Annotated in this window: 29 protein-coding genes and 2 tRNA genes; 28 read left to right on the top strand and 3 right to left on the bottom strand. The window is 49.6% G+C overall.

The genetic code is table 11. The features are described 5' to 3' along the window. The first annotated feature begins 3 nt into the window (after positions 1–3). From queC to MMIC_RS09405, 19 genes are all read left to right on the top strand, one after another. The gene (gene queC, locus MMIC_RS09495) at positions 4–693 is read left to right on the top strand and encodes a 7-cyano-7-deazaguanine synthase QueC (RefSeq protein ID WP_072660229.1); all 690 of its coding nucleotides are present in this window, start codon (positions 4–6) and stop codon (positions 691–693) included. 81 nt (positions 694–774) lie between these two features. Next, positions 775–1,200, top strand: coding sequence for a nucleoside-diphosphate kinase (ndk, locus tag MMIC_RS09490; RefSeq protein ID WP_072660228.1), 426 nt, complete (start codon positions 775–777; stop codon positions 1,198–1,200). An 11-nt stretch (positions 1,201–1,211) separates the two neighbouring features. Beyond that, complete coding sequence (gene lysS / locus MMIC_RS09485; protein ID WP_072660227.1) at positions 1,212–2,750, top strand: lysine--tRNA ligase; 1,539 nt, start codon at positions 1,212–1,214, stop codon at positions 2,748–2,750. Between the two features lie 23 nt (positions 2,751–2,773). Next, positions 2,774–3,244 (top strand): CBS domain-containing protein, encoded by a 471-nt coding sequence (locus tag MMIC_RS09480; RefSeq protein WP_072660226.1) that lies wholly within the window; start codon positions 2,774–2,776, stop codon positions 3,242–3,244. Beyond that, positions 3,237–4,586: an ArsB/NhaD family transporter gene (locus MMIC_RS09475; protein ID WP_072660225.1), complete on the top strand. Its 1,350-nt coding sequence runs from the start codon at positions 3,237–3,239 to the stop codon at positions 4,584–4,586. Before MMIC_RS09480 ends, MMIC_RS09475 begins: the two co-directional genes overlap by 8 nt. A 58-nt stretch (positions 4,587–4,644) precedes the next feature. Then, positions 4,645–5,895: a lipoprotein-releasing ABC transporter permease subunit gene (locus tag MMIC_RS09470; RefSeq protein ID WP_227819462.1), complete on the top strand. Its 1,251-nt coding sequence runs from the start codon at positions 4,645–4,647 to the stop codon at positions 5,893–5,895. After that, positions 5,888–6,568 (top strand): ABC transporter ATP-binding protein, encoded by a 681-nt coding sequence (locus MMIC_RS09465; RefSeq protein WP_072660224.1) that lies wholly within the window; start codon positions 5,888–5,890, stop codon positions 6,566–6,568. Before MMIC_RS09470 ends, MMIC_RS09465 begins: the two co-directional genes overlap by 8 nt. A 181-nt stretch (positions 6,569–6,749) precedes the next feature. Then, positions 6,750–7,034, top strand: coding sequence for an integration host factor subunit alpha (locus tag MMIC_RS09460; RefSeq protein WP_072660223.1), 285 nt, complete (start codon positions 6,750–6,752; stop codon positions 7,032–7,034). Further along, the gene (locus MMIC_RS09455; protein ID WP_072660222.1) at positions 7,031–7,402 is read left to right on the top strand and encodes a MerR family transcriptional regulator; all 372 of its coding nucleotides are present in this window, start codon (positions 7,031–7,033) and stop codon (positions 7,400–7,402) included. The genes MMIC_RS09460 and MMIC_RS09455 overlap by 4 nt, the downstream gene beginning before the upstream one ends. A 78-nt stretch (positions 7,403–7,480) precedes the next feature. After that, positions 7,481–7,557: transfer RNA gene (locus tag MMIC_RS09450), tRNA-Pro, on the top strand. A gap of 30 nt (positions 7,558–7,587) precedes the next feature. Continuing rightward, a complete protein-coding gene (locus MMIC_RS09445) occupies positions 7,588–8,235 on the top strand; it encodes a protein-L-isoaspartate(D-aspartate) O-methyltransferase (RefSeq protein WP_072660221.1) in 648 nt (215 codons plus the stop codon). A gap of 31 nt (positions 8,236–8,266) precedes the next feature. Beyond that, positions 8,267–8,839, top strand: a complete 573-nt coding sequence (locus MMIC_RS09440; protein ID WP_227819460.1) for a YqaA family protein — start codon at positions 8,267–8,269, stop codon at positions 8,837–8,839. Further along, on the top strand, positions 8,830–9,609 hold the full coding sequence (locus tag MMIC_RS09435) for a M23 family metallopeptidase (RefSeq protein WP_072660219.1): 780 nt from the start codon (positions 8,830–8,832) through the stop codon (positions 9,607–9,609). Before MMIC_RS09440 ends, MMIC_RS09435 begins: the two co-directional genes overlap by 10 nt. Positions 9,610–9,679: 70 nt before the next feature. Further along, positions 9,680–10,525, top strand: coding sequence for a sigma-70 family RNA polymerase sigma factor (locus tag MMIC_RS09430; RefSeq protein WP_072660218.1), 846 nt, complete (start codon positions 9,680–9,682; stop codon positions 10,523–10,525). After that, the gene (locus tag MMIC_RS09425; RefSeq protein WP_072660217.1) at positions 10,526–11,053 is read left to right on the top strand and encodes an adenine phosphoribosyltransferase; all 528 of its coding nucleotides are present in this window, start codon (positions 10,526–10,528) and stop codon (positions 11,051–11,053) included. A gap of 110 nt (positions 11,054–11,163) precedes the next feature. Beyond that, positions 11,164–11,240, top strand: a tRNA-Arg gene (locus MMIC_RS09420). A 31-nt stretch (positions 11,241–11,271) separates the two neighbouring features. Next, a complete protein-coding gene (gyrA, locus tag MMIC_RS09415) occupies positions 11,272–13,794 on the top strand; it encodes a DNA gyrase subunit A (protein ID WP_072660216.1) in 2,523 nt (840 codons plus the stop codon). Then, positions 13,791–15,071 carry a serine--tRNA ligase gene (gene serS / locus MMIC_RS09410; RefSeq protein ID WP_072660215.1) on the top strand — a complete coding sequence of 427 codons (1,281 nt, stop codon included), beginning with the start codon at positions 13,791–13,793 and terminating at the stop codon, positions 15,069–15,071. The genes gyrA and serS overlap by 4 nt, the downstream gene beginning before the upstream one ends. A 136-nt stretch (positions 15,072–15,207) precedes the next feature. Beyond that, positions 15,208–15,393: a hypothetical protein gene (locus MMIC_RS09405; RefSeq protein WP_072660214.1), complete on the top strand. Its 186-nt coding sequence runs from the start codon at positions 15,208–15,210 to the stop codon at positions 15,391–15,393. A 65-nt stretch (positions 15,394–15,458) separates the two neighbouring features. On the opposite strand, the gene MMIC_RS09400 is transcribed toward MMIC_RS09405, so the two are convergent. Beyond that, positions 15,459–15,761: a hypothetical protein gene (locus MMIC_RS09400; protein ID WP_072660213.1), complete on the bottom strand. Its 303-nt coding sequence runs from the start codon at positions 15,759–15,761 to the stop codon at positions 15,459–15,461. 101 nt (positions 15,762–15,862) lie between these two features. After that, positions 15,863–16,981 (bottom strand): ribosome small subunit-dependent GTPase A, encoded by a 1,119-nt coding sequence (gene rsgA, locus MMIC_RS09395; protein ID WP_072660212.1) that lies wholly within the window; start codon positions 16,979–16,981, stop codon positions 15,863–15,865. 133 nt (positions 16,982–17,114) lie between these two features. Between rsgA and MMIC_RS09390 the strand changes: the two genes are divergently transcribed. From MMIC_RS09390 to lpxK, 3 genes are all read left to right on the top strand, one after another. After that, complete coding sequence (locus tag MMIC_RS09390; protein WP_072660211.1) at positions 17,115–17,693, top strand: hypothetical protein; 579 nt, start codon at positions 17,115–17,117, stop codon at positions 17,691–17,693. An 85-nt stretch (positions 17,694–17,778) separates the two neighbouring features. Continuing rightward, positions 17,779–18,060 (top strand): hypothetical protein, encoded by a 282-nt coding sequence (locus MMIC_RS09385; RefSeq protein ID WP_143144930.1) that lies wholly within the window; start codon positions 17,779–17,781, stop codon positions 18,058–18,060. Positions 18,061–18,111: 51 nt separating this feature from the next. Continuing rightward, a complete protein-coding gene (gene lpxK / locus MMIC_RS09380; protein WP_227819459.1) occupies positions 18,112–19,086 on the top strand; it encodes a tetraacyldisaccharide 4'-kinase in 975 nt (324 codons plus the stop codon). Here lpxK and MMIC_RS09375 read toward each other — a convergent pair. Then, positions 19,083–19,280 carry a hypothetical protein gene (locus tag MMIC_RS09375; protein ID WP_227819458.1) on the bottom strand — a complete coding sequence of 66 codons (198 nt, stop codon included), beginning with the start codon at positions 19,278–19,280 and terminating at the stop codon, positions 19,083–19,085. The genes lpxK and MMIC_RS09375 overlap by 4 nt on opposite strands. Before the next feature lie 247 nt (positions 19,281–19,527). On the opposite strand from MMIC_RS09375, the gene MMIC_RS09370 reads away from it, so the two are divergent. The 6 genes from MMIC_RS09370 to MMIC_RS09345 all read left to right on the top strand — a co-directional run bounded on the left by MMIC_RS09370 (position 19,528) and on the right by MMIC_RS09345 (position 26,294). Continuing rightward, positions 19,528–20,070, top strand: a complete 543-nt coding sequence (locus tag MMIC_RS09370) for a manganese efflux pump MntP (protein WP_072660209.1) — start codon at positions 19,528–19,530, stop codon at positions 20,068–20,070. 124 nt (positions 20,071–20,194) lie between these two features. Next, positions 20,195–20,701, top strand: coding sequence for a ribosome maturation factor RimP (gene rimP / locus MMIC_RS09365; RefSeq protein WP_072660208.1), 507 nt, complete (start codon positions 20,195–20,197; stop codon positions 20,699–20,701). A gap of 28 nt (positions 20,702–20,729) precedes the next feature. Next, positions 20,730–22,202: a transcription termination factor NusA gene (gene nusA / locus MMIC_RS09360; RefSeq protein ID WP_072660207.1), complete on the top strand. Its 1,473-nt coding sequence runs from the start codon at positions 20,730–20,732 to the stop codon at positions 22,200–22,202. Next, positions 22,195–22,809: a YlxR family protein gene (locus MMIC_RS09355; protein ID WP_072660206.1), complete on the top strand. Its 615-nt coding sequence runs from the start codon at positions 22,195–22,197 to the stop codon at positions 22,807–22,809. Before nusA ends, MMIC_RS09355 begins: the two co-directional genes overlap by 8 nt. A gap of 14 nt (positions 22,810–22,823) precedes the next feature. Continuing rightward, positions 22,824–25,934, top strand: a complete 3,111-nt coding sequence (gene infB / locus MMIC_RS09350) for a translation initiation factor IF-2 (protein WP_072660205.1) — start codon at positions 22,824–22,826, stop codon at positions 25,932–25,934. 15 nt (positions 25,935–25,949) lie between these two features. Then, positions 25,950–26,294 carry a ribosome-binding factor A gene (locus tag MMIC_RS09345; protein WP_072660204.1) on the top strand — a complete coding sequence of 115 codons (345 nt, stop codon included), beginning with the start codon at positions 25,950–25,952 and terminating at the stop codon, positions 26,292–26,294. Positions 26,295–26,300 lie beyond the last annotated feature (6 nt).

Below are 26,300 nucleotides of genomic sequence, written 5' to 3'. Positions count from 1 at the left end.
GCCATGGGAAAACAAAACAGGGCAGTTGTACTGTTATCAGGTGGTCTGGATTCCAGTACGGCCCTTGCCTGGGCCATTAAAACACAGGGTTGGGACTGCCATACTGTTGCCTTTGATTATGGTCAGCGTCACAAGGTGGAGTTGAAATCTTCTGCTCGTGTGGCTGCCTCACTTGGAGTGACTGATCACCGAATCATCAATGTTGATATGCGCACTATTGGGCATTCAGCCCTTACATCTGATCTGGCAGTACCTAAAGATGATGAGGATCATGTCGGCGTGCCTGTTACCTATGTGCCGGCCAGGAACCTTATCTTTCTTTCGCTGGCTGCAGGTTTGGCTGAAACCGTTGCCGCCTCCTATCTGGTGATTGGAGCCAATGTGGTGGATTACTCGGGTTATCCGGACTGCAGGCCAGAATTTCTCGAAGCGTTTGTTCAGGCTGCACGCATCGGTACAAAAGCGGGATCCGAAGGAAAAAAACTGGAAATATCGGCTCCTCTGATCGAGCTGGGTAAAGATGAAATAATCAAGCTGGGGACAGAGCTGGGTCTTGATTATGGATTGACCAGTTCCTGTTATGACCCACGTCCAGATGGGGCTCCCTGTGGTCATTGTGACTCCTGTTTTTACCGTCGAAAGGGTTTTGAGAGGCTGGGGCTGGAAGATCCGCTGGTATATCCTGACTTCTGACCTTGGAAGTTGAGGTGCACTCATCTAGAGTGCCGCCGCCGCAGCAGTGAAGCTGCACAGTTACCTTAGGGGGATTCTAAAATGCCAGTTCAACGCACACTTTCTATTATTAAACCTGATGCCGTCGGTAAAAATGTTATTGGTGACATTATTCGTCGCTTTGAAGAAAACGGTCTTTCAGTCATTGCTACAAAGATGACACATCTGAGTGGTTCAGAAGCAGGCCGTTTTTATGCAGTTCACGCAGCACGTCCTTTCTTTGCAGATCTTTGCTCTTTCATGAGTTCCGGCCCGATTCTGGCAATGTGTCTTGAAGGCAAGAATGCTGTCACACTGAATCGCCAGTTGATGGGTGCTACCAATCCGAAAGAAGCTGAAGCCGGTACGATTCGTGCAGACCACGCTGATTCTATTGATGCTAACGCCGTACATGGCTCTGACTCTGAAGAGAATGCTGCAATTGAAATTGCATTTTTCTTTTCTGATCTGGACCTGCATAGCCGTTAATTGAAAACAGCATGAGCGATAACGTTTCGGACACCACCGACCAGCAACAAGCAAAAGCGCAAGCATCTGAGCCGCAAACCTCCGAGCAGATTCTCGTTCGTCGGGAAAAACTGGAGACCATGCGTGGTCAGGGTGAGGCTTACCGTAATACCTGGCGTACAGATCACTCGACTGCGGAGATTCACAGTCGTTTTGGCGGCGTCGATCCTGAAGTACTGGCTGAACTTGGCCATGAAGTACGGGTAGCAGGGCGTATGATGGCCCATCGTGTGATGGGTAAATCAAGCTTTATCAAAATTCAGGATGGTTCCGGTCAGATTCAGCTGTTTGTGAATCGTGATGCTGTCGGTGGAGCAGAAGTCTATAACCCGACCAAGAAATGGGATCTGGGTGATATCCTTGGTGCTACAGGCACCCTGTTTATCACCAAAACAGGTGAACTATCGGTTAAGGTTTCGCATATCGAGATGGTTTCCAAATGTCTGCGCCCATTGCCGGAGAAATGGCATGGCCTGTCCGACATCGAAACGCGTTATCGCCAGCGTTATGTAGATCTTATGGTGACGCCTGAATCGCGCGAGACTTTCAGGACACGTTCGAAGGTGGTTTCACTGCTGCGTCAGGGCTTGGAAACGCGTGATTTTATTGAGGTGGAAACACCGATGTTGCAATCGCAGCCCGGTGGTGCCGCTGCACGTCCATTTACCACGCATCATAATGCGCTGGATATGGAACTGTTTCTGCGCATTGCGCCTGAATTGTATCTGAAACGATTGCTGGTGGGTGGTTTTGAACGCGTGTTCGAAATCAACCGCAATTTCCGCAACGAAGGCCTGGATGCAACGCATAATCCTGAATTTACCATGGTGGAATTTTACCAAGCCTATGCTGACTTTAATGATGCTATGGATACAACTGAAGGTTTGATTCGTGGCATTGCTGATGGTCTTGGTATTGCAGCTGTAGAATGGGAGGGGGTACAGATTGATCTTTCCCAACCATTCAGGCGTATCAGGCTCGATGAGTCGGTATTTGAAAAGCGCCCTGACCTCAGAGGTCATGCCAATGATAAGGCGTTGCTTGCAACAGTTTGCCTGCAGGAAATTCCGGATTTCAGACCATTGATCACCTGGAAAGCCGGCCATTATCTGGTGGCTCTGTTTGAAGAGCTGGTTGAAGGAAAGCTGGATCAGCCGACCTTTATTACCCATTACCCGGTAGATGTTTCTCCACTGGCACGTCGCAATAACGACGAGCCTACAGTAACGGATCGTTTTGAACTGTTTGTTGCCGGACGTGAAATGGCCAACGGATTTTCAGAGCTCAATGATCCGGACGACCAGCGTGGCCGTTTTGTCGCACAGGCTCAGGCCAAGGCTGCAGGTGATCTGGAAGCAGTTGGTGTGGACGAAGATTATCTGCGTGCGCTGGAATTTGGCATGCCTCCTGCTGCAGGCGTTGGAATCGGGGTGGATCGACTGGTGATGATGTTGACCGGTCAACACTCTATTCGTGATGTTTTACTGTTTCCTCATATGAGGCCGGAGTAAAAGCAAGGCTGGGAGAGCTCGATATGCTGGTAAAAAATATTATGGTCACCGATGCCGTTATTGCACATGTAGATGATGCGGTAGGTGACGTGCTCGAAAAAATGCGGTCAGCCAGTTTGCGTATGGTTCCTGTTATTGATCAAAACAGGCATGTGGTAGGTGTGATCTCTACGCATACCATTCTGGAAAAAACTGTGCCGAACTACATTGTCAGTGGCGACCTGAACCAGATCTCTTACGCCCCTGATCTTGGCATTCTCAGGAAACAATATGATGTCATTGCATGTGAAAAAGCATCGGAGATCATGGATCCTAAACCACTGACAGTGGGCGAGGAAGAATCTCTCCTTTCTGTAGCAGCAGCGATGATTACCTATACCAAACATGAATATGCGGTTGTAATTGACGCTCAGCATCATTTGCTGGGTGTCGTATCTGCAGGTGATATTCTTGACCGATTAAAATTAACAGAACAAGGCGGTGATGATGCATAACACCGGAGAACATATCGCAGCATCCGTAATTTTTGGACTCGACCCGACCTGGGTTGCAGTCTCTATTTTGCTGGTCGTATACGCATTTATAATGATGGAGCGCTTTAACCGGGCCGTTCTCTCATTGCTTGGTGCCGGCTTGATGATCCTGTGTGGTGTAGTGACCCAGCAGCAGGCTGTGGCTGGCGTTGATTTCAACACGATTGGTCTTCTAACCGGCATGATGGTGATTGTCGCAATCAGCCAGAAAACAGGCATGTTCCAGTATGTTGCCATTAAAGCTGCGAAGATGGTGAAGGGCGAGCCCTGGGGTATTCTGGTAATGCTATCGGTGGTGACTGCAGTGTTTTCTGCCTTCCTGGATAATGTGACCACGGTACTGCTGATCGCACCTGTTACACTGCTGATTACCGATGCCCTGGGTGTGAAGCCGTATCCATACCTGTTCGCACAGATTCTCGCCTCCAATATCGGTGGTACTGCAACACTGATTGGTGATCCGCCGAATATTATGATCGGTTCAGCTGCCAACCTCAGCTTTTATGATTTTCTGGTTAACCTGATGCCAATTACGCCGGTGATTTTCGTTGTTATCCTGCTGGCCATCTGGTTTATGTTCGGCCGAGACCTGCATGCTTCTGAAGAGAATAAGGCGCTGGTGATGCGTTTTGATGAAAATGAAGCGATCAAAGATGTGCCGCTATTGAAGAAAAGCCTGGCAGTTCTGTTTCTGGTGATTGGCGGCTTTACCGTGGCGCACAGCTTCCATCTGGAGCCAGCTTCGATTGCCATGTTCGGAGCGGCCGTGTTATTGCTCTTACAGACGCTTGGCCAGTCTCTGCATGACAAGGATCATGCTTATGAAGGTGTTATGGCAGAAGTGGAGTGGACAACGATTTTCTTCTTTGTCGGCCTGTTTATTGTCGTGACCGGTGTGGAGCACACCGGCGTCATTGAAATGTTGGCACACAAGACACTTGAATTGACCGGTGGTGATTTTGTTGCCACTGCAGGAGCCATCCTGTGGGTATCTGCCATTGCATCTGCCCTGATTGATAATATTCCTTTTGTAGCAACCATGATTCCATTGATTCAGAGCATGGCTCCTACATTCGGTGGTTCTGAAGCACTGGTGCCATTGTGGTGGGCACTGGCGCTCGGTGCATGTCTGGGTGGCAATGGTTCATTGATCGGTGCATCAGCAAACCTGATTGTAGCAGGATTTGCTCAGCGGGCAGGACACCCGATCGCATTTCTGGTATTCATGAAACATGCTTTCGGCCTGATGCTGATCTCCATCGCTATTGCGCATGCCTATCTTTATTTCCGTTACCTGAGCTGATTGATCATCACGAGAGAGGGCCGATGTACCCAGATTCAGCAGTTATAGTTGTGCATATATGAAGCAGGGATTCTTTCGTTCTTATGAATGGATGCTGGCCCGGCGTTATTTGCGCTCCCGCCGAAGTGAGAAATTTGTATCCCTGATTAGCTGGAGCTCCGGTATCGGTATTGCGATTGGTGTGATGACACTGATTGTAGTGCTCTCTGTGATGAATGGGGCAGCAGTAGAAATCCGCGATAAACTACTGGGTTTTTCTTCTCACATTGATGTGCAAGGACCCGGTGATACATTGTCTGAATGGCCGGCATGGCTGCAGCAGTCTGAATCTCTGCCTGGCGTCAAAAGAGCCGCTCCCTACATTCAATCCCAGGTTCTGGCATCGTATGGCTCGCGCGCATTTGGCGCACTGTTAAAAGGTGTCGATGCCACACGCAGTGACGATATTGCTGCTCATGTTGTTAAAGGTCGTTTTATCGGCAGTGGTGTTTCTCCATTTGAAGTGGTGATGGGTAAAACGCTGGCCAGAAAACTTGGCCTGGATGTGGGCGATAAAGTACGTTTGATGTCACCCAGTGGCGGCATCAGCCCTTCGGGCGCCTCGCCGCGTATGCGAGCCTTTGAACTGGTGGGTATCTTTGATTCCGGTTTTCACGAGTACGATGTAGGTGTGATTATCACGCCACTGCAGGCGGTACAGCGACTCAATCGTCTCGGCAATAGCGTCACTGGTATTGAGTTGTTTCTGGATGACAGGGATCAGGCGAATGCAGTGGCGAAACTGGCACGCCAGAGTCTGCCAACCGGTGCATGGGTGACAGATTGGCAGCAACGTCATCGCGCATTTTTCAATGCCCTGAAAACAGAACGCGTTGCTATGGGAGTGATCCTGTCGCTGATCATTATGGTTGCTGTATTTAATATGGTGGCTTCACTGGTGATGGTGGTCATGGAGCGACGCAAAGAGATTGCGATTCTTAAAACGGTAGGTGCAACGCACAGTTCTGTCATGCGTGTGTTTCTGCTCATGGGCATGATGCTCTCCGGTGTAGGGACGATGCTGGGCAGTGTGCTTGGCCTTCTGCTGGCCTGGAAGCTGGATCCGCTGCTGGCCTGGATTGAAAAAATGCTTGGTATGCAGTTCATGTCCGGAGAAGTCTATTTCATCGACCATGTACCCTCCGTCATAGATTTCTCATCTGTGGTGATGATCGTAGTGGCCAGTCTGATTATGGGCCTTCTGGCGACATTTTATCCGGCCTGGCGTGCTGCCAGCGTTCCGCCGGCTGAGGCTTTGAGATATGAGTAAGTCATTGTTTAAAGTCAGCGGCCTGTGCAAGGGTTTTGATGCCCCTGACGGGCGTCTGGAGATTCTTCGGGCTATAGAGTTTGATCTGCTTGAAGGGGAGTTTCTTGCCGTAGTCGGTGAGTCGGGTAGTGGTAAGTCCACCATGTTACAGGTACTTGGTACGCTTGAGCGACCTGATGCCGGTGAAATATATCTGGCAGGCGAAGCCATTCAAGATCTGGGTTCGAACAAGCAGGCCCATCTGCGCAATGAAAAAATCGGTTTTGTTTATCAGGCCCATCATCTGATTCCGGAACTGACTGCGCTGGAGAATGTGGTGTTGCCACTCATGGTGCAGGGCGTTGCCCTCGAGACTGCTAACAAGCGCGGCAGAGAGTTACTCATGCGATTGGGTATGGCAGAACGTGAGAAGCATATACCGGCCAAACTTTCTGGTGGTGAAGCACAACGCGTGGCTGTTGCCCGAGCGCTTGCGACCAGACCCAGAGTTTTGCTGGCCGATGAGCCAACGGGTAATCTGGATGAGCGTACGGCTCATGAAGTATTCGATCTGTTGCAACAGTTGTGCAGGGAAGAGAATGCAGCAGTGATCATGGTGACACACAGCAAAACATTAGCCCGTGAATGTGATCGTATGTTGTCACTGCATGAAGGTCAGTTGATCCCCGCGTAAACACCAAAGCAATTTTTTGCAGCTGCATTTATCTACTACCATGCTTGCAAAATGAGAAAAATGTACTTTACTATTACTTAAAAAATCTTTGACAGAACAAGAGCTTCTGATAATGTTCATAAGCTTTTTCTAGCAGGAAATGGCAACGACTTGTTTTATAACAGTTTAGAGGGTGAGGGTAGTGACCAAAGCTGAGATTGCTAAAATCGTTCATGAACGTGTCGGGTTGACTAAAAAAGAATCAGCCCAGATCGTTGAATCCGTGCTCGGAGTCATTCGTGATTCTCTTGAGCAGGGTGATAACGTGAAGCTCTCCGGCTTTGGTCATTTTATTGTACGTCAAAAACATGCGCGCCGTGGCAGAAACCCTAAAACAGGTTCTGATATTACGATTGCACCACGTTCAGTTGTAACCTTTCGTGCCAGTCCCTTACTCAAGAAAAAGCTGCTTAAAGGTGACAAATGAGTTCTAAAGAGGCTTTAGCCAAAGCGGGTCTGCATGTCCCGGATCTGCCCGACAAGCTTTTCTTTTCCATTCGCGAAGTCAGTGATGTTTGTGGTGTTGAACCACATGTGTTGCGATACTGGGAAACCGAGTTCAAACATATCAAACCGGTGAAAAAGACAGGTAATCGTCGTTTTTATCGTCATCGTGATGTGTATGCCGTGTTGCAGATTAAACATCTGTTGTATGATCTTAACTTCACCATTCGCGGTGCCAAGAAGCGACTGCTTAATGGTGATCTGGAAGACATCGTCGAACAGAAAGACAGCCAGACACAGCTGCGTCAAATTAAAGAGGAATTGAGCGCAATATATAAACTGCTCGATTGATTCATATTCTCGATTGATCGAAGCTATCAATCTTCTATCATTATTTATTGTTTTCAGTATGCTTCATCGCCCATGAAACGGGACGTAGCGCAGTCTGGTAGCGCACACGGCTGGGGGCCGTGTGGTCGGAGGTTCGAATCCTCTCGTCCCGACCATTTTTTTATTGGAGTCATGGAGTCTGACTGATGCAATCAAATCTCGCGTATGAACGCCCCAGACAGCGTATGGTGTCTGAGCAGCTACTTGCGAGAGGAGTGAACGATGAGCGCGTACTTGATGCCATGCTCACAGTCCCCAGGCATTTGTTTGTTGATTCTGCTCTGGCCTCCCGGGCCTACCATGATTGTGCGCTTCCTATTGGTTCAGGCCAGACTATTTCACAGCCTTATATGGTGGCCCGCATGAGCCAGCTGCTCGAGCTTCAGGGGCATGAGCGTGTGCTGGAGATCGGTACAGGTTGCGGATATCAGACTGCAGTACTTTCCAGACTCTGTCGCAGAGTATACAGCATAGAGCGTATTCAGCCGTTACATGATCGGGCACGCAAAAACCTGCGTGCAGCGCGTCATGCCAATGTCATGCTTAAATGTGCTGATGGTCGCCTCGGCTGGGAAGATTATGCACCCTATGATGCGATCATTGTCACAGCAGGGGGCTTTGCTTCTGATGTATGGTTGCAGCAATTGAAACCCGGCGGTGTGTTGTTGCTTCCTGAAGGAGAGGGCGGTGATCATCGTTTGGTAAAACGGCGCAAGCAGGCAAATGGTTATACGGAGGAGTATTTAGATGCATGTACCTTCGTTCCTTTGCTGGAAGGAGTGAATCATTACTGACGAGCAGGTTAACGAGCCACGCCCCTCATGGTTGCGGCGTCTGTATAATTGGACGCTGGCACAAGCCGACCATCCGCATGCACAGCGGGTACTGTTCCTGATTGCTGTTATTGAGGCCAGTGTATTCCCTATACCGCCTGATGTTTTGCTACTGCTGATGTCGATGAGCAGCCCCGGCAGTGCATTTCGTCTTGCTGCCATTACGACTGCAGGCTCCGCCATTGGAGCTGCCATCGGCTATGCCATTGGCATGTTTCTGTTTGTCACGGTTGCGCAGCCTATTATTGAATTTTACCATGCAACTGAAACATTTGATAATGTTCAACAACTGTTTATTGAGCATGGCATATGGGTTGTTGCCGTCGCTGGCTTTTCACCGATTCCGTTTAAAATTATTACCATTGCATCCGGTGCATTCGGTATGCCGTTTATACCATTTATACTTGCCGCGCTTGCATCACGTGCGGCACGCTTCTATCTGGAAGCAAGCCTGATGTATTGGGGCGGTGAGAAGCTAAGGCGCTGGGTTGAAAAACATTTTGAATTGCTGACCGTACTGGTGACGGTTGCAGTGATTGGAGGGTTTGCCCTGTTATGGGTTTGATCGGCAGGTTACTATGCCTGTTGCTGCTACTGGCTGTAGCGGGCTGTTACAGCACCCCGATGCCACGTAGTAAATCACACCATAAACCGAGTGCTTCTAAGTCAGTCGGTAAAAAAATTGGCAAACCGGTGATTCGCTATGTCAGACCTCAGGATACACTCTACAGCATCGGCAAAAAATTTGGTGTGCATTATAAGCTGATTGCCATGCGTAATCGCATTCCATATCCCTATAGAATCTATGTCGGACAACGCTTGTATATTGATCGCTGGGCACCGAAAGGAACGTATGACCCGACCGCTGCGAAAATCAGAAAAGCCAGTAAGCCGCGTCAGGTCGCTAAAAAGAGCAGCAAAAAAAGTGTTCAAAAACCGCGGCATAAAACCAAAGCAACCGGTGGTAAGCTGCGCTGGCCGGTTCGGGGCAAGGTGACCAGTCGATTCGGCCGCAGGGGTTCCCGCATGCATGACGGGGTTGATATAGGTGCCAAAGAGGGGGCTCCGATCCATGCTGCAGCATCGGGTACTGTGGTCTATTCAGACCATCGACTGAGCGGATATGGAAACCTGGTGATTATCCGTCATGGTAATAATCTGTTTACCGCATATGGTCACAATCAGCGTAACCTTGTTCGCAAGGGTCAGAATATTAAAGCCGGTGATGTGATTGCCAGGGTAGGGCATACAGGCAGAGCCAGTGGGCCTCATCTGCACTTTGAAGTCAGACAGGGTAGTGTGGCCGTTGATCCGCTTGCCTATTTACCACGCTGATGAGATAGTCGCGTTGACACTGGGAATGGCGTTTTCAGCAACACAAATAACGCCTCAGGTATAGGGGCCAATGAGCAAAAGTCACAGTTTTGAACCTATGGCAATGTATATGCGGGAGATTTCCCGTTATGATTTGCTGTCTGCTCAGGAAGAGGTGGATCTTTCAAAGAAAATTGCTGCCGGCGATGAATCTGCCCGTCAGCAGATGATCCAGACCAATTTGCGTCTGGTTGTAAAAATATCCCGCCGATATATGAATCGTGGCATGGCTTTGAGTGACCTGATTGAAGAGGGGAATCTCGGTCTGATGCGTGCGGTTGAAAAGTTTGATGCATCACATGGCTGCCGTTTTTCCACCTATGCAACCTGGTGGATCAGACAGGCCGTGGAGCGCGCCATCATGAACCAGTCGCGCACGATCCGTTTGCCCGTACATATTGCCAAGGAGTATAACGGAGTTCTCAACAACTTTAACAGGTTGCGTGCCTCGCTTGGACGTGAGCCTACAGAGATGGAAGTTGCCGAAGCTATGGGCATTCCGATAGATCGAGTGCAATCGCTGCTCAGGAATGCGCTTACCACTGAAAGTGCGGATGCAATGCTGCATGATGAGGGTGACTTCACCATTTATGATGTGACTGCAGATGAGTCGGCCAAAGCACCAAGTGAACGTATGGAGCATAAGCGGCGTGACGAGATGCTGAATAAGTGGATGGCCAAGCTGACGGCAAAAGAGCGTGAAGTTGTACGTTTGCGATATGGATTGGGTCTGGATGATGATCCCTGGACACTGGAGTCTATAGGCGAACATATGGGTGTGACCCGGGAACGAATCAGACAGATTCAGGTGGCGGCATTACAAAAGCTGCGCCGCATGGTTGAACATGAAGATGTAAGTTTTGAGGAGATTATCTGAATGGGGAACGAAAAATTGAGTTGGCAGGATCATATTCGCGACGTACCTGATTTCCCCAAGCCCGGCATCATTTTCAAAGACATCACCCCCATGCTGGCCGACGGGGCTGCATTCTCCGCAGCGGTTTCAGAACTGGCTGAGTTCATCGGACCGGATGTTGATGCCATTGTAGGCATTGAATCGCGTGGTTTTATTTTCGGGGCGGCGCTGGCCAACAAGTTGGGACTGGGGCTGGTGACAGTACGTAAACCGGGCAAGTTGCCGGCAGATATCCATAGTGTGGAATATGAGCTTGAATACGGTGTGGACCGGCTGGAGATACACAGGGATGCACTGAGTTCAGGTCATAAAGTGGTCATTGTTGATGATCTTCTGGCAACCGGAGGTACTGCATCTGCTACCGTCGAACTGGTGCAAAAGCTTGGCGCTGAAGTTGTATCATGCCTGTTTGTCATCGAGTTGGGTTTTTTGTCGGGTCGCAAGGCGCTGTCCGGCACAAAAGTTTGTAGTTTGCTTAGCTACAATTGAGGGCGGAGCTCATCATCTGTATCGTGAAGAAACTGTCTGTTTGACCGTGCAGTTCTGCATCAATGACGTTATCATTCAACGCGGTTAAATTGACCGCAAAGCAAGCATCAGCCCTCGTAGCTCAGCTGGATAGAGCGGCCGCCTCCTAAGCGGCAGGCCACACGTTCGAATCGTGTCGAGGGCACCAGTTTTTGATAGATGAAATATGAGGCATAAACATGGAAGAAACACTTAACACTTCTGTACCCGTACTGATTGAAGATGAGATGAAACGCTCCTACCTCGATTACGCCATGAGTGTAATTGTAGGTCGAGCGTTGCCGGATGCTCGCGATGGTCTCAAGCCTGTTCATCGTCGTATTCTCTATGCCATGCAGGATCTCGGTTCCACTCATGACAAGCCCTTCAAGAAATCAGCCCGTGTCGTGGGTGATGTGATTGGTAAATACCATCCGCATGGTGATACAGCAGTGTATGATGCCATGGTACGTATGGCTCAGCCATGGAGCATGCGCCATCTGCTTATTGATGGTCAGGGTAACTTCGGCTCAGTCGATGGTGATTCTCCCGCAGCAATGCGTTATACCGAAGCCCGTATGAGCCGTGTTGCCGCTGAACTGCTTGCTGATATCGATAAAAACACGGTTGATTTTGCACCCAACTATGATGAATCCCTTAAAGAGCCGAAGGTTTTGCCAGCCAAGTATCCTAATCTGCTCGTCAACGGCTCGCAGGGTATCGCAGTGGGCATGGCCACCAATATCCCTCCGCACAACCTTGGTGAGACGATTAATGCAGCGATTGCACTGGTTGCAAATCCGGATGTTGATGATGATGAACTGATGCAGGTGATGCAGGGACCCGATTTCCCGACCGGCGGTTTTATCTATGGTCGTAAAGGCATTCGTGATGCATTCATTTCCGGACGTGGTTCGGTGACTATGCGTGCCAAAGCGCTGATTGAAGTCAATTCGAAGAGCAAACGCGAATCGATTATTATCGAGGAACTCCCGTATCAGGTGAACAAGGCCAATCTGATTGAGAATATTGCGCATCTGGTACGAGACAAGAAAATCGAAGGTATCTCCGACCTGCGTGATGAGTCGGACCGTGAAGGAATGCGCATCGCGATTGAGTTGAAACGCGGTGAAATTCCGGAAGTGATTCTCAATAACCTGTATAAACAGACTCAACTGCAGTGTAATTTCAGCTGTAATATGCTCTCACTTGTTGATGGGCAGCCGAAACTGTGTGGGGTGCGTGAACTGCTCCTGCATTTCCTTGATCATCGTCGTCAGGTTGTGACGCGCCGTTGTCTGTTCGATTTGGCCAAGGCTGAAGCTCGTGCTCACATTCTGGAAGGTCTGCTGATAGCTCTGGATAATATTGACGAAGTCATCAAGTTGATTCGTGCCAGTGCAACACCTGCAGAAGCAAAAGTCGGCTTGATGGATCATTTCAAGCTCTCGGACAAACAGTCGCAGGCCATTCTGGATATGCGTCTGCATCGTTTGACCGGTCTGGAGCGTGACAAGATTCAGGCCGAGTTTGATGAGTTGATGAAGCTCATTGCACATCTCAAAGCGATTCTGGCTGATGAGAAGTTGCTGATGGGTGTCATTGTCGAAGAACTGGAGCATGTGCGTGATAAATACGCCGATCCGCGTCGCTCGATTATTATGGATGAAACCGCAGAACTTTCTGTTGAAGATCTGATTACCGAAGAAGATATGGTGGTGACAATCTCAAGCGAGGGTTATATCAAGCGTAATGCGGCCTCTCAGTATCGTGCTCAGCGCCGTGGTGGTAAGGGCAAAACCGCCATGACCACCAAGGATGAGGATTTTGTCACCCAGTTGATGGTGGCATCCACACATGATTACCTGCTCTTCTTCTCCGATCGGGGACGGGTATTCCGCAAGAAGGTCTATGAAGTACCGCAGGCAGGCAGATCGGCTCGCGGTAAAGCACTGGTTAATCTGTTGCCGGTTGAGAAAGATGAGAAGATCTCGGCCACTTTGGCAATCCGTGAGTTTGGCGATGATCAGTTTATTGTCATGGCTACCAAAAACGGCGTGATCAAGAAAACCAAGCTTTCCGAATACAAGAATATCCGTACCAACGGTATTATTGCTATCAATATCGATGACGATGATGATCTGATAGCGGTAGATGTTTCCAATGGTTCACAGGATATCATGCTCTGCGCGAGCAATGGTAAAGCGATTCGCTTTGCCGAAAGTGATGCGCGTCCTATGGGCCGCAGTACACGTGGTGTGACCGGTATGCGTATGGCTGAGGGTGAACATCTGATCTCCATGACGCTGGTGGTTGAAAATGCTTCGTTGCTGGCGGTGTCTGAAAACGGTTTCGGAAAACGCACATCTGTATCTGAATACAATGTACAGAAACGTGGTGGTCAGGGTGTATTCACGCTGAAAACCGGTGGCCGAAACGGCAATATGATCGGCGCATTGCTCGTACTTGAAGATGATCAGGTGATGATGATGACCGATACCGGTCGTCTGGTTCGTATCAAGCTCGATACGGTCTCTATTATCGGTCGCAATACGCAGGGTGTGAAACTCTTCGGTGTTGAAGGAAAAGAGCGTGTAATCGGTGCGGTGCGTGTGGTCGACAAGTCAGATGATGAAGATGAAAGCCTGGAAGAGCCTGGCGATGCAGAGGCTGGTGCAACTGAAGAAGGCGGGGCTGCAGAAGATGGAGCAATTGAAGAATGATAGACAGACAGGCCCTACGAAAAGAATTTGACCAGTTACAGGCGGCCATTGGTCGCCGTGGTGAAGAAGTAATCGATCCGGGCAGTGCCTGGGCGAAGATGACTGAACTGGATAAACGTCAGCGTGAGCTGAAGACAGCATCTGAAACGCTGGCGGCTGATCGTAAACGTGTGTCCAAACTGATCGGCCAGAAGAAGAGTAAAGGCGAAGATGCATCCGAAGAACTCGCTGCTATGGGTGAAGTTTCACGCCAGGCCAAGGAGCTGGATGCACAGGCGCGTGATGCTGAAGCTGAATTTGCTGCGGCATTATTGGAAATTCCCAATGCACTGCATGAATCAGTGCCGGCAGGAAGCAGTGAAGACGATAATGTTGAACTGCGTCGTTGGGGAACACCACGTTGTGATGAAGTGCCCGCCCATTGGGATATCGGCACTGATCTCGGCATTCTGGATTTTGAAGCTGGTGCCACGCTTGCCGGTAGTCGTTTTACCGTCATCAAAGGCGCCGCTGCCCGGATGGAGCGTGCGCTGATGCAGTTCATGCTTGATCTGCATGCCGATAAACATGGTTACGAAGAAGTATGGGTGCCTGCAATTGCTAATAGCAAGACTATGACAGGGACTGGGCAGCTGCCGAAGTTTGCTGATGATCTGTATAAGCTGGAGGGAGAGGACCAGTATCTGATCCCGACAGCAGAAGTGCCGGTCACCAATCTGTATCAGGATACAATTCTTGATGCGGCTGATCTGCCGAAGCGTCATTGTGCATATACGCCGTGTTTCCGTCGTGAAGCCGGTTCTGCCGGTCGCGATGAGCGCGGTATCATCCGCCAGCACCAGTTCGATAAAGTCGAGTTGGTTCATATCACTACACCGGAACGGGCGTTGTCCGATCTGGATGAACTAGTCGGACATGCCGAAGCAGTGCTTGAAGCATTGGAGTTACCATATCGTACGGTACAGTTATGCACTGCTGATATCGGCTTCAGCTCTCAGCTGACCTTCGATCTGGAAGTCTGGCTGCCAAGTCAGAACTGTTACCGCGAAATATCATCCTGTTCTTCCTTCGGCCAGTTTCAGGGTCGCCGTGCCGGAATCCGTTATCGGGAAGAGGGGGGTAAGCCGCAACCGGTAGCCACACTTAATGGTTCAGGTCTGGCGATTGGACGTACCCTTGTGGCAATTCTTGAGAACTACTGGCAGGAAGATGGTTCAGTAAAAGTCCCTGCAGTTCTGCAGCCTTATATGGGTGGCATGAATGTTATTTCCAAATAGATAACAGTGGTTTATAGGTTCTAGTTCATCAATTAGATTATCTGGCTGACTTTCGTTTCTGTTGTTCAGGTTGGTATTGATTGAACAGCAACCTGATTAGGCTGTGGTCTTGGAAATAAAAGTAGGGGAATAGGGGATGCCAGAAAATAAAACGACTTTTTACCTTTACTGCGAAGCTTGCGATTTCCAGCAGGATGTGGCGCAGATATTGCCGAGAACGCCATTTGAATCTGCTGATGATCTGCGCAAAGAAGTTCATCGATTTCACTGTTCCGTCTGCGGGGCAAAACATATCGTTTTGAGAGAACAGCCAGAGCTGTAGGTAGGGCGGGCCCGTCAGGATGCAGTTAGGAATGGTATCTTTGTGCTGTAGTTCATCAGAAGGTCTTATATTTTTTGCCTGGGCCGATTATAAGTCGGGACATCGAAGAATGAAGTCTCCTCGCCATTCATCATTTTTTCGTAGTGCTTTTGGGGAATGCTCATGCCAAATACTTTCTCATGGGCGGATGCGATGAGCTGGTCAAACGAATCTCTGTCGATCAGTCCTGTTGATAAACCAGCAGCCATAAATCCGCGCAAAAACTCTTTCTGTTTCTCATCTTCCAGACCAGTAGCCTTTAAGCGTACATAGAACTTCTCAAGTAGTGTTGTTGCATTGGTTGCATAGATTTCATTCTGATGGGTCATTGCGAAAGTATAGTTGAACCCATGGGTTTATGAATAGTTGAAAGGAATGTTACTTACCATTCAAAGTTTTGGCTGGTGCGGATCAGGACGCTTTGGGGTTATTATGATTCGTGCTCTTCTTCGTCAGTGAGTCCCTGTTTCCTTAGTTTGCGTTGTTGTTTTTTTGTCGGGTTTATACGACTGGCATTTTTGCCTTTTCTGCGTTTCTCCACGTACGGCGTCTGCTTTTTGTGGTGATGTGCTTCTTTCTGGATTTTCAGGTAATTCTTGTAATGTTCGCCATTGAGTGCGCCACTGGCCAGTGCCGCCTGAATGCGGCAACCCGGCTCACTGTTGTGAGTGCAATTGTTGAATTTGCAGGTAAGTGCCAATTCGATGATATCTTCAAAGCTGGATTCAATGCCTTCCTTGACCTCGGCAACAGCCAGCTCGCGCATGCCGGGCATATCAACAATCATGCTTCCCTGTTTGAGCAGCATCAGGTGACGGCGTACGGTCGTGTGTTTACCCTGGCCGGAATCACTCACTTCCTGTGTTTCAAATCTATCCTCACCGATGAGCTGGTTCATCAGGGTGCTTTTACCGACGCCGGAAGAGCCAAGCATGCAGTAGGTCTTTTTCGGCTGAATGAACTGGCGGAACGCATCGAGCCCGGTGCCCGTGACAGAGCTGATTGTCATGATCTGTATATCAATACCTGCATCGCGAATAGATGCGATCATGGTTTGCAGGTCGTCCGGTTCGATCAGATCTGCCTTGGTGAACAGCAGTACAGGTGTGATATGTGCCTCATGAATCATGACCAGGAAGCGTTCAAGCTTGGAGATATGAAAATCGTAATGGCATGACATGACAATCAATGCGATATCAATATTCGATGCCAGCATCTGAAACTCTTCGTTATAACCCACCGTTTTACGTTGCAGCAGGTTTTTTCTCGGCAGGATGGAGTGGATGCTGGCAAAACCATCAGTATGGGCAGAGTCAGAGTCGTGATGATCCAGGCATACCCAGTCGCCTACACAGGGGAACTTGGCAACAGATTCAGCCGCGTAGAAAAACTTGCCCAGCAGTTCGGCTGAAGATTCACCATAGCCGTCATGAACCAGAATGCGACCGCGATCAATTGCCACCACGCGTGCAAGACTCTGCTCAGGGCCACACGAGGCACTGGCATGCTTTTCAAACCAGTTATCTAGTCCAAGCTCACTTAATCCCATCTATACCCATTTCCTCTATTCCGGGAACACTAATGAGTCATAAGTATTAAGAAAGCACCATTGCTGCGCGGATGGCTGCTAGACGGAATGGGGGTAGGGGATACAATCTGGTCCAGTAATCTGGGGTAAGGTGATGATCAAACGTTATACATTGATGAAGATGCACATGATTCTGGCATCAGTGGTTTTTCCAATCACACTGATGTTCTTTCTTACAGGGGTGTTTTATATCAATGACATAAAGCCTGAATCCACAATTGAGAAATTTCGTGTCGAGCTTGATCAGGCGTTACCACGTGATGCTGGATTGCTGCGTGAAATTGCAGCCGGAGAATTGGCCAGACGTGATTTGTCCGAGCCGCTGGGCAGGGCAAAGCTGAAATGGAACTCTGATTTAGAAGTCTATTATCTGTTCTGGGATGGTGAGAACCACTGGCTCAAGATGCGTCCTTCAACTGAAAATATGAATGTGGCTGTATTCAGGTATTACACCCCCAGCTGGTACGGTCGTTTCATGAGTCTGCACAAGGGTAATGGCAAAAATATATTCAATTACTTCGTTATCGCTATGGTGATTGTGATGTTGCTGACCTTGATCAGTGGCACCATGATGGGCTTGAGCCTGCCCAAACAGCGCAAACTTGTACTCAGATCAATGGGAGCTGGCTTCGTGGTTTTCTTCGCTCTGGTGTTGTACAGTCAGTTTGTCTGAAGCCTGACTTTTTCAGCGAGTCAATGATGTTGCGAAATGGCAGCATGCGCACGGTTCATTATTCATCTTCAGGAAAGGATATATATTGGAAAGCATAGATGGTTGGCAGGTTATAGGTTCAATAGCGGCAGCAATATTCACTCTTGGTTTTGTGGATCAGTTGCGGGTCACCTTGAGTACACGCAATGTTGATGGTCTTTCCATCATTCAGTGGTGTGTTTTTTGTCTGGCATCAGCCATGTTCGCTGCATATTACGTGCATCTGGGCCAGTGGTTGATGGTTTCAGTATCAATATTCGGAACAGCCTGTTGTGCCATTATTGTCACTCTTATTTTTATGTTCAGAAATAAGAGTGAGACAGGCTGAAGCACGGCAGCAAAAAGGGAAAAGTGGATGCTGTATCAGCGGATTGAAAATATGTGGTGGAACAGAAGGCGTAAACCGAATCTGTTGCTGCGAGCCTTGTCCGCTATCTATGCTCTGGCAGCAAGATTCGATCAGAACGGGCGTTTAAAACATACAGTGAAACCACCCATCCCGATGATCTCTGTCGGTAATATCACTGTAGGCGGCAGTGGCAAAACACCGTTTGTGGTCTGGTTGGCAGCTGAGTTGCAACAGCGGGGATTCAATCCTGTGCTATTGTCGCGAGGGGATGGCGCCAACAATCAGGCACCGCATCTGGTTTCTGAATATTCCAGGCCATATGAAGTGGGGGATGAGGCTGTACTGTTGCACCGCTTAAGTGGTTGCCCGGTGATAGCAGGGCGCGACCGTGTTGCCGGTGCGCAGCTGGCTGCAGAGTACGGCGACATCCTTGTTCTCGATGATGGTTTTCAGTATCGGCAGTTAGAGCGTGTTTGCGATATTGTACTGGTACCAGCTGAAGGTTTGGGTAATGGATGCCTGCTGCCTGCAGGGCCATTGAGAGAGCCGGTGTCTGCACTGGCGCTTGCAGATGTGGTTGTCAGAACCGGGTCGGAAGCCTTTAAACCACTATGCGAACAGAAAGAGTGGTTCTGGTCCGCAAAGGCCGGAGTGGTTCGAGACTGGAATGGACAGGGTGATGTTCTACTGGAAGCTTCCCGCCCGATTCATGTTGTCACAGGTGTTGCGCGACCAAAACGTGTGCTCAATGACCTGAACGCTCTGGGATATGAAATCGGCGAGTATAGTTGTTTCGCCGATCATCATGCTTATTCAAAAGAAGATGTTCGGTCTCTGTTGCAATGTTTTAAGCCTGTTGTCACAACTGCCAAAGATGCGGTGAAACTCATGCCACTTTGGCCATGTGATCAACCCTTATGGGTTCTGGAGCTGCAAACAGATGTTGAGACAGGGTTGGTAGATGCTGTAATGGGCGTCGTGCAGAAGCATGCGAACGCGGGTTAAAGTCCCCATCTTTTCTTGCTCAGGGAGAAAAGGAACTGGCGCCGTTTAGCTTTCGGCATGCTGCGCATTGCTGCCAGATAAACAGCTTCATCTTCCGGCAACGATTCTGCCAGATGGCATGCCTGTCGCTGTCCATCAGAGGAGAGGGCGTTGAACAGGCTTAAGGCTTCGAAACTCAACTCTTCGGGATTCATCGGGCGTACTCTTTGGATTAATCTTCATCCGGTCTACTTTTTTATAGCCTGGTATTATAGTCGCAAGCATGATTTACAGCTTTTCCGGCTTGGTGGTGGGTTGGCACTCACTGTTCTGCTGCTGTTGAATCTGTTGAAGAGTCTGTATTGGTTTTTGTGAGGACGAAAGAGTAACAAGTATATATTATATCTATAAAACAGTAGTTTGGGGGTTTAACTTAATGTGTAGGAGTATGGTGGGGTCGGGATGATTGAGGTTATACTGCTGGCTGTGGCGCTGGCTATGGATGCGTTCGCTGTATCCATCGGACTGGGTTCAAAAGAAGAGGATAAAAACCTCACCGCTCTGGCCATCAAAGCCGGGCTTTGGTTCGGACTGTTTCAGGCGCTGATGCCGTTGATTGGTTATCTGGCAGGTCGTGGTGTGCTGGGCTGGGTGGAAGCTTATGCACACTGGATTGCCTTTGTTCTGCTGTTGCTTATTGGTGGCAAGATGATCGTTGAATCCTTCGCTGAAGGTGTGGAGGAAGAGATCACTGCTGTAAGCACGAAAGTAATGCTGATGCTGGCTGTCGCTACCAGTATTGATGCCATGGCAGCAGGTTTTTCATTAACGCTTCTGGCTGTGAACCCTTTTGTTGCTTGTTTAATCATCGGTATCACTACATTCGTTTTCAGCTGGATTGGTGTATTTGTCGGCTTTCGCAGCGGCATATGGCTGGAAAGCAGGGCGGAGTTGTTCGGTGGAGTGGTACTGATTCTGATCGGTTTTAAAATCCTGTTGTTTTAATTGGCTGATTCGACTTCGTCCGTTGATATATACCATTGCAATATTCAATCATGGGGCTATGCTTCGCCTCGTTAAAAGTGGGCTGCGGCTCGCTTTTTTTGTTTTTTGAAGGTGGGTATAGCTGTTGGAAGATCAGATTCAATCATTGCTGCAGCCGATTGCTGATGAGTTGGGAGTGGAAATTCTCAAAATCAGCCTGGGTAGTGGTGGACATAGCCAGCTCTTGAAGGTGATTGTGGATCGGGCTGGCGGTGTCAGCTCTGATGAACTGGTAAGAATCAGTCGCGGCCTGGCATTGCAGCTGGATGCGGAAGATCTGATTGCCAATGCATATATGCTGGAAGTGACATCACCGGGATTGAACTGGCCGCTGGAGACAGTCGCTGATTTCAAGCGTTATGAAGGTGAATGGATCAAAGTCAGTTTTCTTGAGGGCACTTCTCAGGAAGGCAGAAATCTGGGGCCTGTCGAGGCTGAGGGGGATGTACAGTTTACCTTGCTGATTGAGGCGAAGAAGGCAAAGGATAACCGGCAACAAGTGGTTTCCATGTCAGAAGTGAGCAAAGTAGTGCGGGCAATTAACTGGAAAGATGTTTCCCGTAAAAACAGAGATTCTGAAGAGAATCTGTAATGAATTCTGAACTAGTGAGAATGCAGTCATGAATGTAGAGATATTGGCAGTTGCAGATGCAGTTGCACGTGAAAAATCAGTTGAACGTGAGTTGGTTCTGGAAGCGATGGAACAGGCCTTGAAAACTGCCGCGCGCAGAACCTATCCGGGCAAGAATGTTGAAGCTGAAATTGACAGGGAAACCGGCGAAATGCGCCTTTTCCACGTGCAGACTGTGATTGAAGAAGAAATCGAAGATGAAGAGAATGAACTGACGCTTGAGCAGGGCAAAGAGATGGATGCTGCTGCCGAGATCGGTAGCGAGTTCCGTCATCCCTTGCCTCCTATTGAGTTGGGCCGTATCGCTGCCCAGACTGCAAAACAGGTTATTAACCAGAAGATTCGCGAAGCTGAACGTGATCGCGTTATTGCTGAATATGAACCACGTGTTGGCGAACTGATTACCGGTATTGTTAAACGTGTAGAGCGTGGCAATGTCTATGTTGATCTTGGTCGCGGCGAAGCAGTGATGTATCGCGAAGATCTGCTGCCACGCGAAACCTTCCGTCAGGGTGATCGTGTTCGTGCATACCTGCGCGAAGTGCGCAACCAGACCAAAGGCCCATTGGTGTTTATTTCCCGATCTGATGCAGGCATGGTGTTGCGTCTGTTTGAACAGGAAGTACCTGAAATTGAAGACGGTGTGGTTGCTATTCAGGCCATCTCCCGTGATCCGGGTTCACGCAGTAAAATCGCTGTAATCTCTACCGATGCAGCTGTTGATCCGGTTGGTGCATGCGTTGGCATGCGCGGTGCCCGCGTACAGGCAGTGGTCAATGAACTGCACGGTGAAAAGATCGACATCATCGAATGGACTGAAGATCCTGCAGTATTTGTTGTAAATGCATTGGCGCCAGCTGAAATCGAACGTGTACTGGTTGATCCTGATACCAATACGATCGAAGTCGCTGTCAGTGAAGATAATCTGGCGATTGCCATTGGCCGTCGTGGACAGAATGTACGTCTGGCCTCTGAAATGACCGGTTGGAACATCGAACTGATGAGTACCGGCGAAGAGAAAGAGCGTCGTTCCGAAGAGATTTCCCAGGCCAAGGTGGTTTTCCAGGAAGGTCTGGATGTCGACGAAGATTTCGCCGCTGTACTTGTCGGCGAAGGTTTCCTGAGTCTGGAAGACCTGGCTTACTGTTCGGTTGAAGATATTGCTGCAATTGAAGGTTTTGATGAAGAACTGGCTCAGGAACTGCAGAAACGTGCACGTAACGTGCTGCTTGATCAGGCTCTGAACAAGGGAAGTGAAGAGAGCGAAGTGAAAATTTCTCTTCTCGATCTGGCCGGCATGACACGTGAAATTGCTGAGCAGTTGGCTTCTCGTGATATGGTGACTGTTGAAGCATTGGCTGATGCAGCGATGGATGAGATCGAAGATATAGAGGGCCTGGACAAAGAAACAGCTGAAGCTCTGATTATTGCAGCACGTGAGGCTTCCGGCTGGTTTGACTGAGTCGATTGAGTTGCATGGTAAGCTAAGGACATGTCTGGCCTGTAGGGCCAGCTTGCCGAAGCCTTCCATGCTCAGGCTGGTGGTTGATGATGAAGGTCAGCTTTGGCCTGATCTGGCACAGAAACTGCCAGGCAGAGGAACATACTTTTGCATGCAGGAAACTTGTTTGCAGGGTATGAATGATAAACGATTGCAGCCGCTGAAGGCGAAATTCGTTGTCTCATTACCGCAATGGGCGGTATTGAAAGAACGCATTGAGTCGGTGCTGGAGAAGCAGCTGCAGCAGATGTTCACACGTATGCGTAGCACTGCCCATGTTGGCAGGGATGCAGTGATGCACAGACTGTGGAATAATACGCCATTGCTGCTTGTAATGGCAGCTGATGCCGGAGATGCGCTAATTCGTCAAATAGACGATGCGGTGGCAAAACGGCAACAGGCAGGACAGAAAACAAAAACGGTCCGGGTTTCATCAAAGTTATGGCTTGGTGAAAAGTTCGGGCGTGAAAACGTAGCAATCGCAGGCATTGATGCTTCAGGGCCTGCGGCTGCAACTGCAAATAAGTTAGACCAATATTGTGTCTGGCATAGACACATAAAGGCTTAGGGTAAACAGAACAGATGGCAAAACGTATTCTTGACTTGGCAAAAGAACTTGGCGTGGACGCGGCTGAAATACAGCGCGCCGCAGTGCAGTGTAATGTGGTTGTGAGTGGACCGACCAGTACGCTGGATGCAGACGATCAAGGGAAGATTCGATCGGTAATTAAATCTTCAGCCAAGCCTGATGCCAAGAAAGGCGCTGGTAAAACCCTGACACTGAATCGACCAATGGTTGCCGGGCAAACCCGGACAGGCGGTCAGGTGGAAGGCAGAGGTCGCACAGTAGAAGTTGCCGTGCGTCGCCGCCATACACCGGCAGCAAAACCGGTGGCAGCCAAACCGGTTGAAAAGCCTGCTCCGGCGGTTGCGCCAGCAACACCTGCTGCAAAAGAGAAACCTATTGCACCTGCACAGCGAGCTGCTGCTGCGGTTGAGCAAAAGAAAATTGCCGATGCGAAAAAGCTTGCAGATGCCAAGGCTGCTAAAGCAGCTAGCGCTGCTGCGGCGAAAACAGTGGCTGCTCCGGCAAAACCCGCAGCTACTGCACCAACCAAAACAGTTATAACAGCTAAAAAATCCGGCCCGACACCTGCGCAGCGAGCTGCTGCGGCAACTGCGGCAGCCAAACAGGCTCCGGCTGGTGTTACACGTTCAACAGCTGCAGTACGTCCAACTGGCCCGAATCGTCCTGCTAATGCAGGTCCAAACCGTCCGGGTGGCCCGAATCGCCCTGCTAATGCCGGTCCAAACCGTCCGGGTGGCCCGAATCGTCCTGCTAATGCCGGTCCGAATCGCCCGGGTGGCCCGAATCGCCCTGCTAATGCCGGTCCGAATCGCCCGGGTGGCCCGAACCGTCCGGCTAATGCCGGTCCGAATCGCCCGGGTGGCCCGAACCGTCCGGCTGGTCAGGGACAGAACCCGGCACATAAAGGCCCGAGAACAACCATTCGCAGAGGACTTACGCCAGCACAGATTGCTGCATCAAAGGCACCAAGTTCATCTGTTAAACAGATTGAGAAGAAAATTTCTGAAGACCGTGCAAGTCAGCGCAGGCAGGCTCAGGCAGCAAGACCTCAGCGCCCCGGGCAGGACAGACCTCAAAATGCGAGCAATACTCGTCGCAGCCCGTCACTTGCTATTTCCCCACAACCTTCAGCTCCACCACCGGCTGGCCCCCAGCGTCGCCGCGGCGGACCTGGTGGTGGTAGACCACAGCGTCGTCTTTCTCCTGCAGAGAAAGCTGCTCGCCGCTCATATGCTGAAAAGCGTCATGAGGTTCTTACTCCTGAACAGCAGGAACGTCAGGCTCGCCTGGCTCGTGGTTCACGCAAACGTGACTCCAGCGTGTCCAAGGATGATGAAAACTTTGTAGTTCGTACTGTTGAAGTTACCGATCCGATTCTGGTGGCGGAACTGGCCAGCCGCATGGCATTCAAGAGTGCGCAGGTTGTACAGAAGCTGTTTGAAATGGGTATGCCGACAACAGTGAATGAAAGTGTTGATGCTGATACCGCTGTGCTGATCGTAGAAGAGTTCGGCCATAAGGCGAAAATAATCAATGCCGCAGCTGTAGAAGATGTGCTTGTTGAAGATGTATCTGAAGATAGCCCGGAAGATCTGGAACCACGCCCACCTGTTGTCGTGGTTATGGGCCATGTGGATCACGGTAAAACCTCTATTCTTGATGCCCTGCGTAAAGCGAACGTGGCAGATGGAGAAGCTGGTGGTATTACACAGCATATTGGTGCCTATATGGTGAAACTGGAAGGCGGCGAACGTGTTGTCTTCGTTGATACACCTGGTCATGAAGCATTTACAGGCCTGCGTGCACGTGGTGCAAGCATGACCGACGTGGCTGTGCTGGTAGTTGCAGCTGATGATGGTGTGATGCCACAGACAGTGGAAGCACTGAACCATGCGCGTGCTGCCGGGGTTCCGATCATTGTGGCCATGAATAAAATGGATAAAGAAGGGGCTGACCCTGAGAAGGTGATGCGTCAGTTGGCTGAACATGAAGTGATTCCTGAAGAGTGGGGCGGCAACACCATGTTTGTTCCTGTTTCAGCGCATACTGGGCTGGGTCTGGATGATCTGCTTGAAATGCTGGCTCTGCAGACTGAAATTCTTGAACTGAAAGCCAATCCACAGCGTCGCGGTAAAGGTATCGTGGTTGAATCCCGACTGGACAGGGGGCGTGGTCCAGTGGCAACGGTTCTGGTGCAGAATGGTACATTTAACCAGGGTGATACCGTGGTTGTTGGATCTGCAACAGGTCGCTTGCGTGCGATTGTTGATGAAAACTCGGTTCAGCATCGTACTGCCGGACCATCAATTCCATTCGAATTGCTCGGTCTTGATTCCGTACCAGAAGCCGGTCAGGAGATCTTTGCAGTAGAAAATGAAAAACAGGCTCGTGATATTGTTCGTTATCGTAAGGATATGGAGCGTGAGCAGGGTGCTGAAGCGAAGAAACGCGCCAGCCTTGATGAACTGTTTGCCAATATGCAGAGCGGCGTGAAGGAAGTACCTGTACTGATCAAGGGTGATGTGACCGGTTCTGTTGAAGCGATGGCTGAATCTCTGGCTAAAGCAGGCACTGACGAAGTGAAAGTGAAAATCGTACATAAAGCGATTGGCGGTATCACCGAGTCTGATGTCATGCTCGCATCCGCAGCAAATGCCATCATCATCGGCTTTAACGTTCGTCCTGAAGCCAAGGCCAAGAAAGTTGCTGAAGTTGAAGGCGTAGATATCCGTTTTTACAAGGTTATTTACGATGCAATTGATGAAGTTAAAGCGGCTATGGCTGGTGTTCTGTCTCCGAACAAGGTTGAGAAAGTTACCGGCAGTGCTGATGTGCGCGACGTGTTCAATGCACCGAAAGTCGGAGCCATTGCAGGTTGTTATGTGACCGATGGTTACGTTACCCGTGGTTCACATGTTCGCGTACTGCGTGAGTCTGTGTTGATTTACGATGGTGTTCTGGAATCACTGCGTCGATTCAAAGATGATGTGAAAGAAGTCAAAGCCGGCTTCGAATGCGGCATGAGCGTCGAAAAATTCAATGATATTAAAGAAGGCGATACCTTCGAGTTTTATATCATTGAAGAAGTGGCGGCCACACTCTGAACATAGAGTCTTCTGATGCGTAAGGTTTCCGCCAATCAGCAGCGGTTTCTGACTGATGTGCAGCGCTTGTTATCAACACTGTTGTACCGTGACGTGGCAGATCCGCGTTTTAATGGTGTCAGCATCACACGAGTGGAAGCATCCGGAAAACAGTTTTTGACCATATGGGTGTATCATAATGGTGAAACTGAACAGAAAGCCTGTATTGATGCTCTGAACCGTATGGCTCCGCATTTTTCGCATGAATTGCGCCGTGCACTGCCCAAACGCCGTCTTCCGGCCATTGTTTTCAAATGGGACAGTAATTTTGAGAAATCCGGTGACGTACTGCAGCTGTTGAGAGATCTGCAAAGACCATGAGCAGCC

The organism is Mariprofundus micogutta (assembly GCF_001895085.1).
Lineage (GTDB): Bacteria > Pseudomonadota > Zetaproteobacteria > Mariprofundales > Mariprofundaceae > Mariprofundus > Mariprofundus micogutta.
This window is presented reverse-complemented; position numbering and strand designations above follow the sequence as displayed.

Bases quoted from the DNA above. Each gene is read 5' to 3' on its own strand.
- queC (WP_072660229.1), top strand. From the start codon at position 4: ATGGGAAAACAAAACAGGGCAGTTGTACTGTTATCAGGTGGTCTGGAT.
- ndk (WP_072660228.1), top strand. From the start codon at position 775: ATGCCAGTTCAACGCACACTTTCTATTATTAAACCTGATGCCGTCGGT.
- lysS (WP_072660227.1), top strand. From the start codon at position 1,212: ATGAGCGATAACGTTTCGGACACCACCGACCAGCAACAAGCAAAAGCG.
- MMIC_RS09480 (WP_072660226.1), top strand. From the start codon at position 2,774: ATGCTGGTAAAAAATATTATGGTCACCGATGCCGTTATTGCACATGTA.
- MMIC_RS09475 (WP_072660225.1), top strand. From the start codon at position 3,237: ATGCATAACACCGGAGAACATATCGCAGCATCCGTAATTTTTGGACTC.
- MMIC_RS09470 (WP_227819462.1), top strand. From the start codon at position 4,645: ATGAAGCAGGGATTCTTTCGTTCTTATGAATGGATGCTGGCCCGGCGT.
- MMIC_RS09465 (WP_072660224.1), top strand. From the start codon at position 5,888: ATGAGTAAGTCATTGTTTAAAGTCAGCGGCCTGTGCAAGGGTTTTGAT.
- MMIC_RS09455 (WP_072660222.1), top strand. From the start codon at position 7,031: ATGAGTTCTAAAGAGGCTTTAGCCAAAGCGGGTCTGCATGTCCCGGAT.
- MMIC_RS09445 (WP_072660221.1), top strand. From the start codon at position 7,588: ATGCAATCAAATCTCGCGTATGAACGCCCCAGACAGCGTATGGTGTCT.
- MMIC_RS09435 (WP_072660219.1), top strand. From the start codon at position 8,830: ATGGGTTTGATCGGCAGGTTACTATGCCTGTTGCTGCTACTGGCTGTA.
- MMIC_RS09430 (WP_072660218.1), top strand. From the start codon at position 9,680: ATGAGCAAAAGTCACAGTTTTGAACCTATGGCAATGTATATGCGGGAG.
- MMIC_RS09425 (WP_072660217.1), top strand. From the start codon at position 10,526: ATGGGGAACGAAAAATTGAGTTGGCAGGATCATATTCGCGACGTACCT.
- gyrA (WP_072660216.1), top strand. From the start codon at position 11,272: ATGGAAGAAACACTTAACACTTCTGTACCCGTACTGATTGAAGATGAG.
- serS (WP_072660215.1), top strand. From the start codon at position 13,791: ATGATAGACAGACAGGCCCTACGAAAAGAATTTGACCAGTTACAGGCG.
- MMIC_RS09405 (WP_072660214.1), top strand. From the start codon at position 15,208: ATGCCAGAAAATAAAACGACTTTTTACCTTTACTGCGAAGCTTGCGAT.
- MMIC_RS09400 (WP_072660213.1), bottom strand. From the start codon at position 15,761: ATGACCCATCAGAATGAAATCTATGCAACCAATGCAACAACACTACTT.
- rsgA (WP_072660212.1), bottom strand. From the start codon at position 16,981: ATGGGATTAAGTGAGCTTGGACTAGATAACTGGTTTGAAAAGCATGCC.
- MMIC_RS09390 (WP_072660211.1), top strand. From the start codon at position 17,115: ATGATCAAACGTTATACATTGATGAAGATGCACATGATTCTGGCATCA.
- lpxK (WP_227819459.1), top strand. From the start codon at position 18,112: ATGTGGTGGAACAGAAGGCGTAAACCGAATCTGTTGCTGCGAGCCTTG.
- MMIC_RS09375 (WP_227819458.1), bottom strand. From the start codon at position 19,280: ATGAATCCCGAAGAGTTGAGTTTCGAAGCCTTAAGCCTGTTCAACGCC.
- MMIC_RS09370 (WP_072660209.1), top strand. From the start codon at position 19,528: ATGATTGAGGTTATACTGCTGGCTGTGGCGCTGGCTATGGATGCGTTC.
- nusA (WP_072660207.1), top strand. From the start codon at position 20,730: ATGAATGTAGAGATATTGGCAGTTGCAGATGCAGTTGCACGTGAAAAA.
- infB (WP_072660205.1), top strand. From the start codon at position 22,824: ATGGCAAAACGTATTCTTGACTTGGCAAAAGAACTTGGCGTGGACGCG.
- MMIC_RS09345 (WP_072660204.1), top strand. From the start codon at position 25,950: ATGCGTAAGGTTTCCGCCAATCAGCAGCGGTTTCTGACTGATGTGCAG.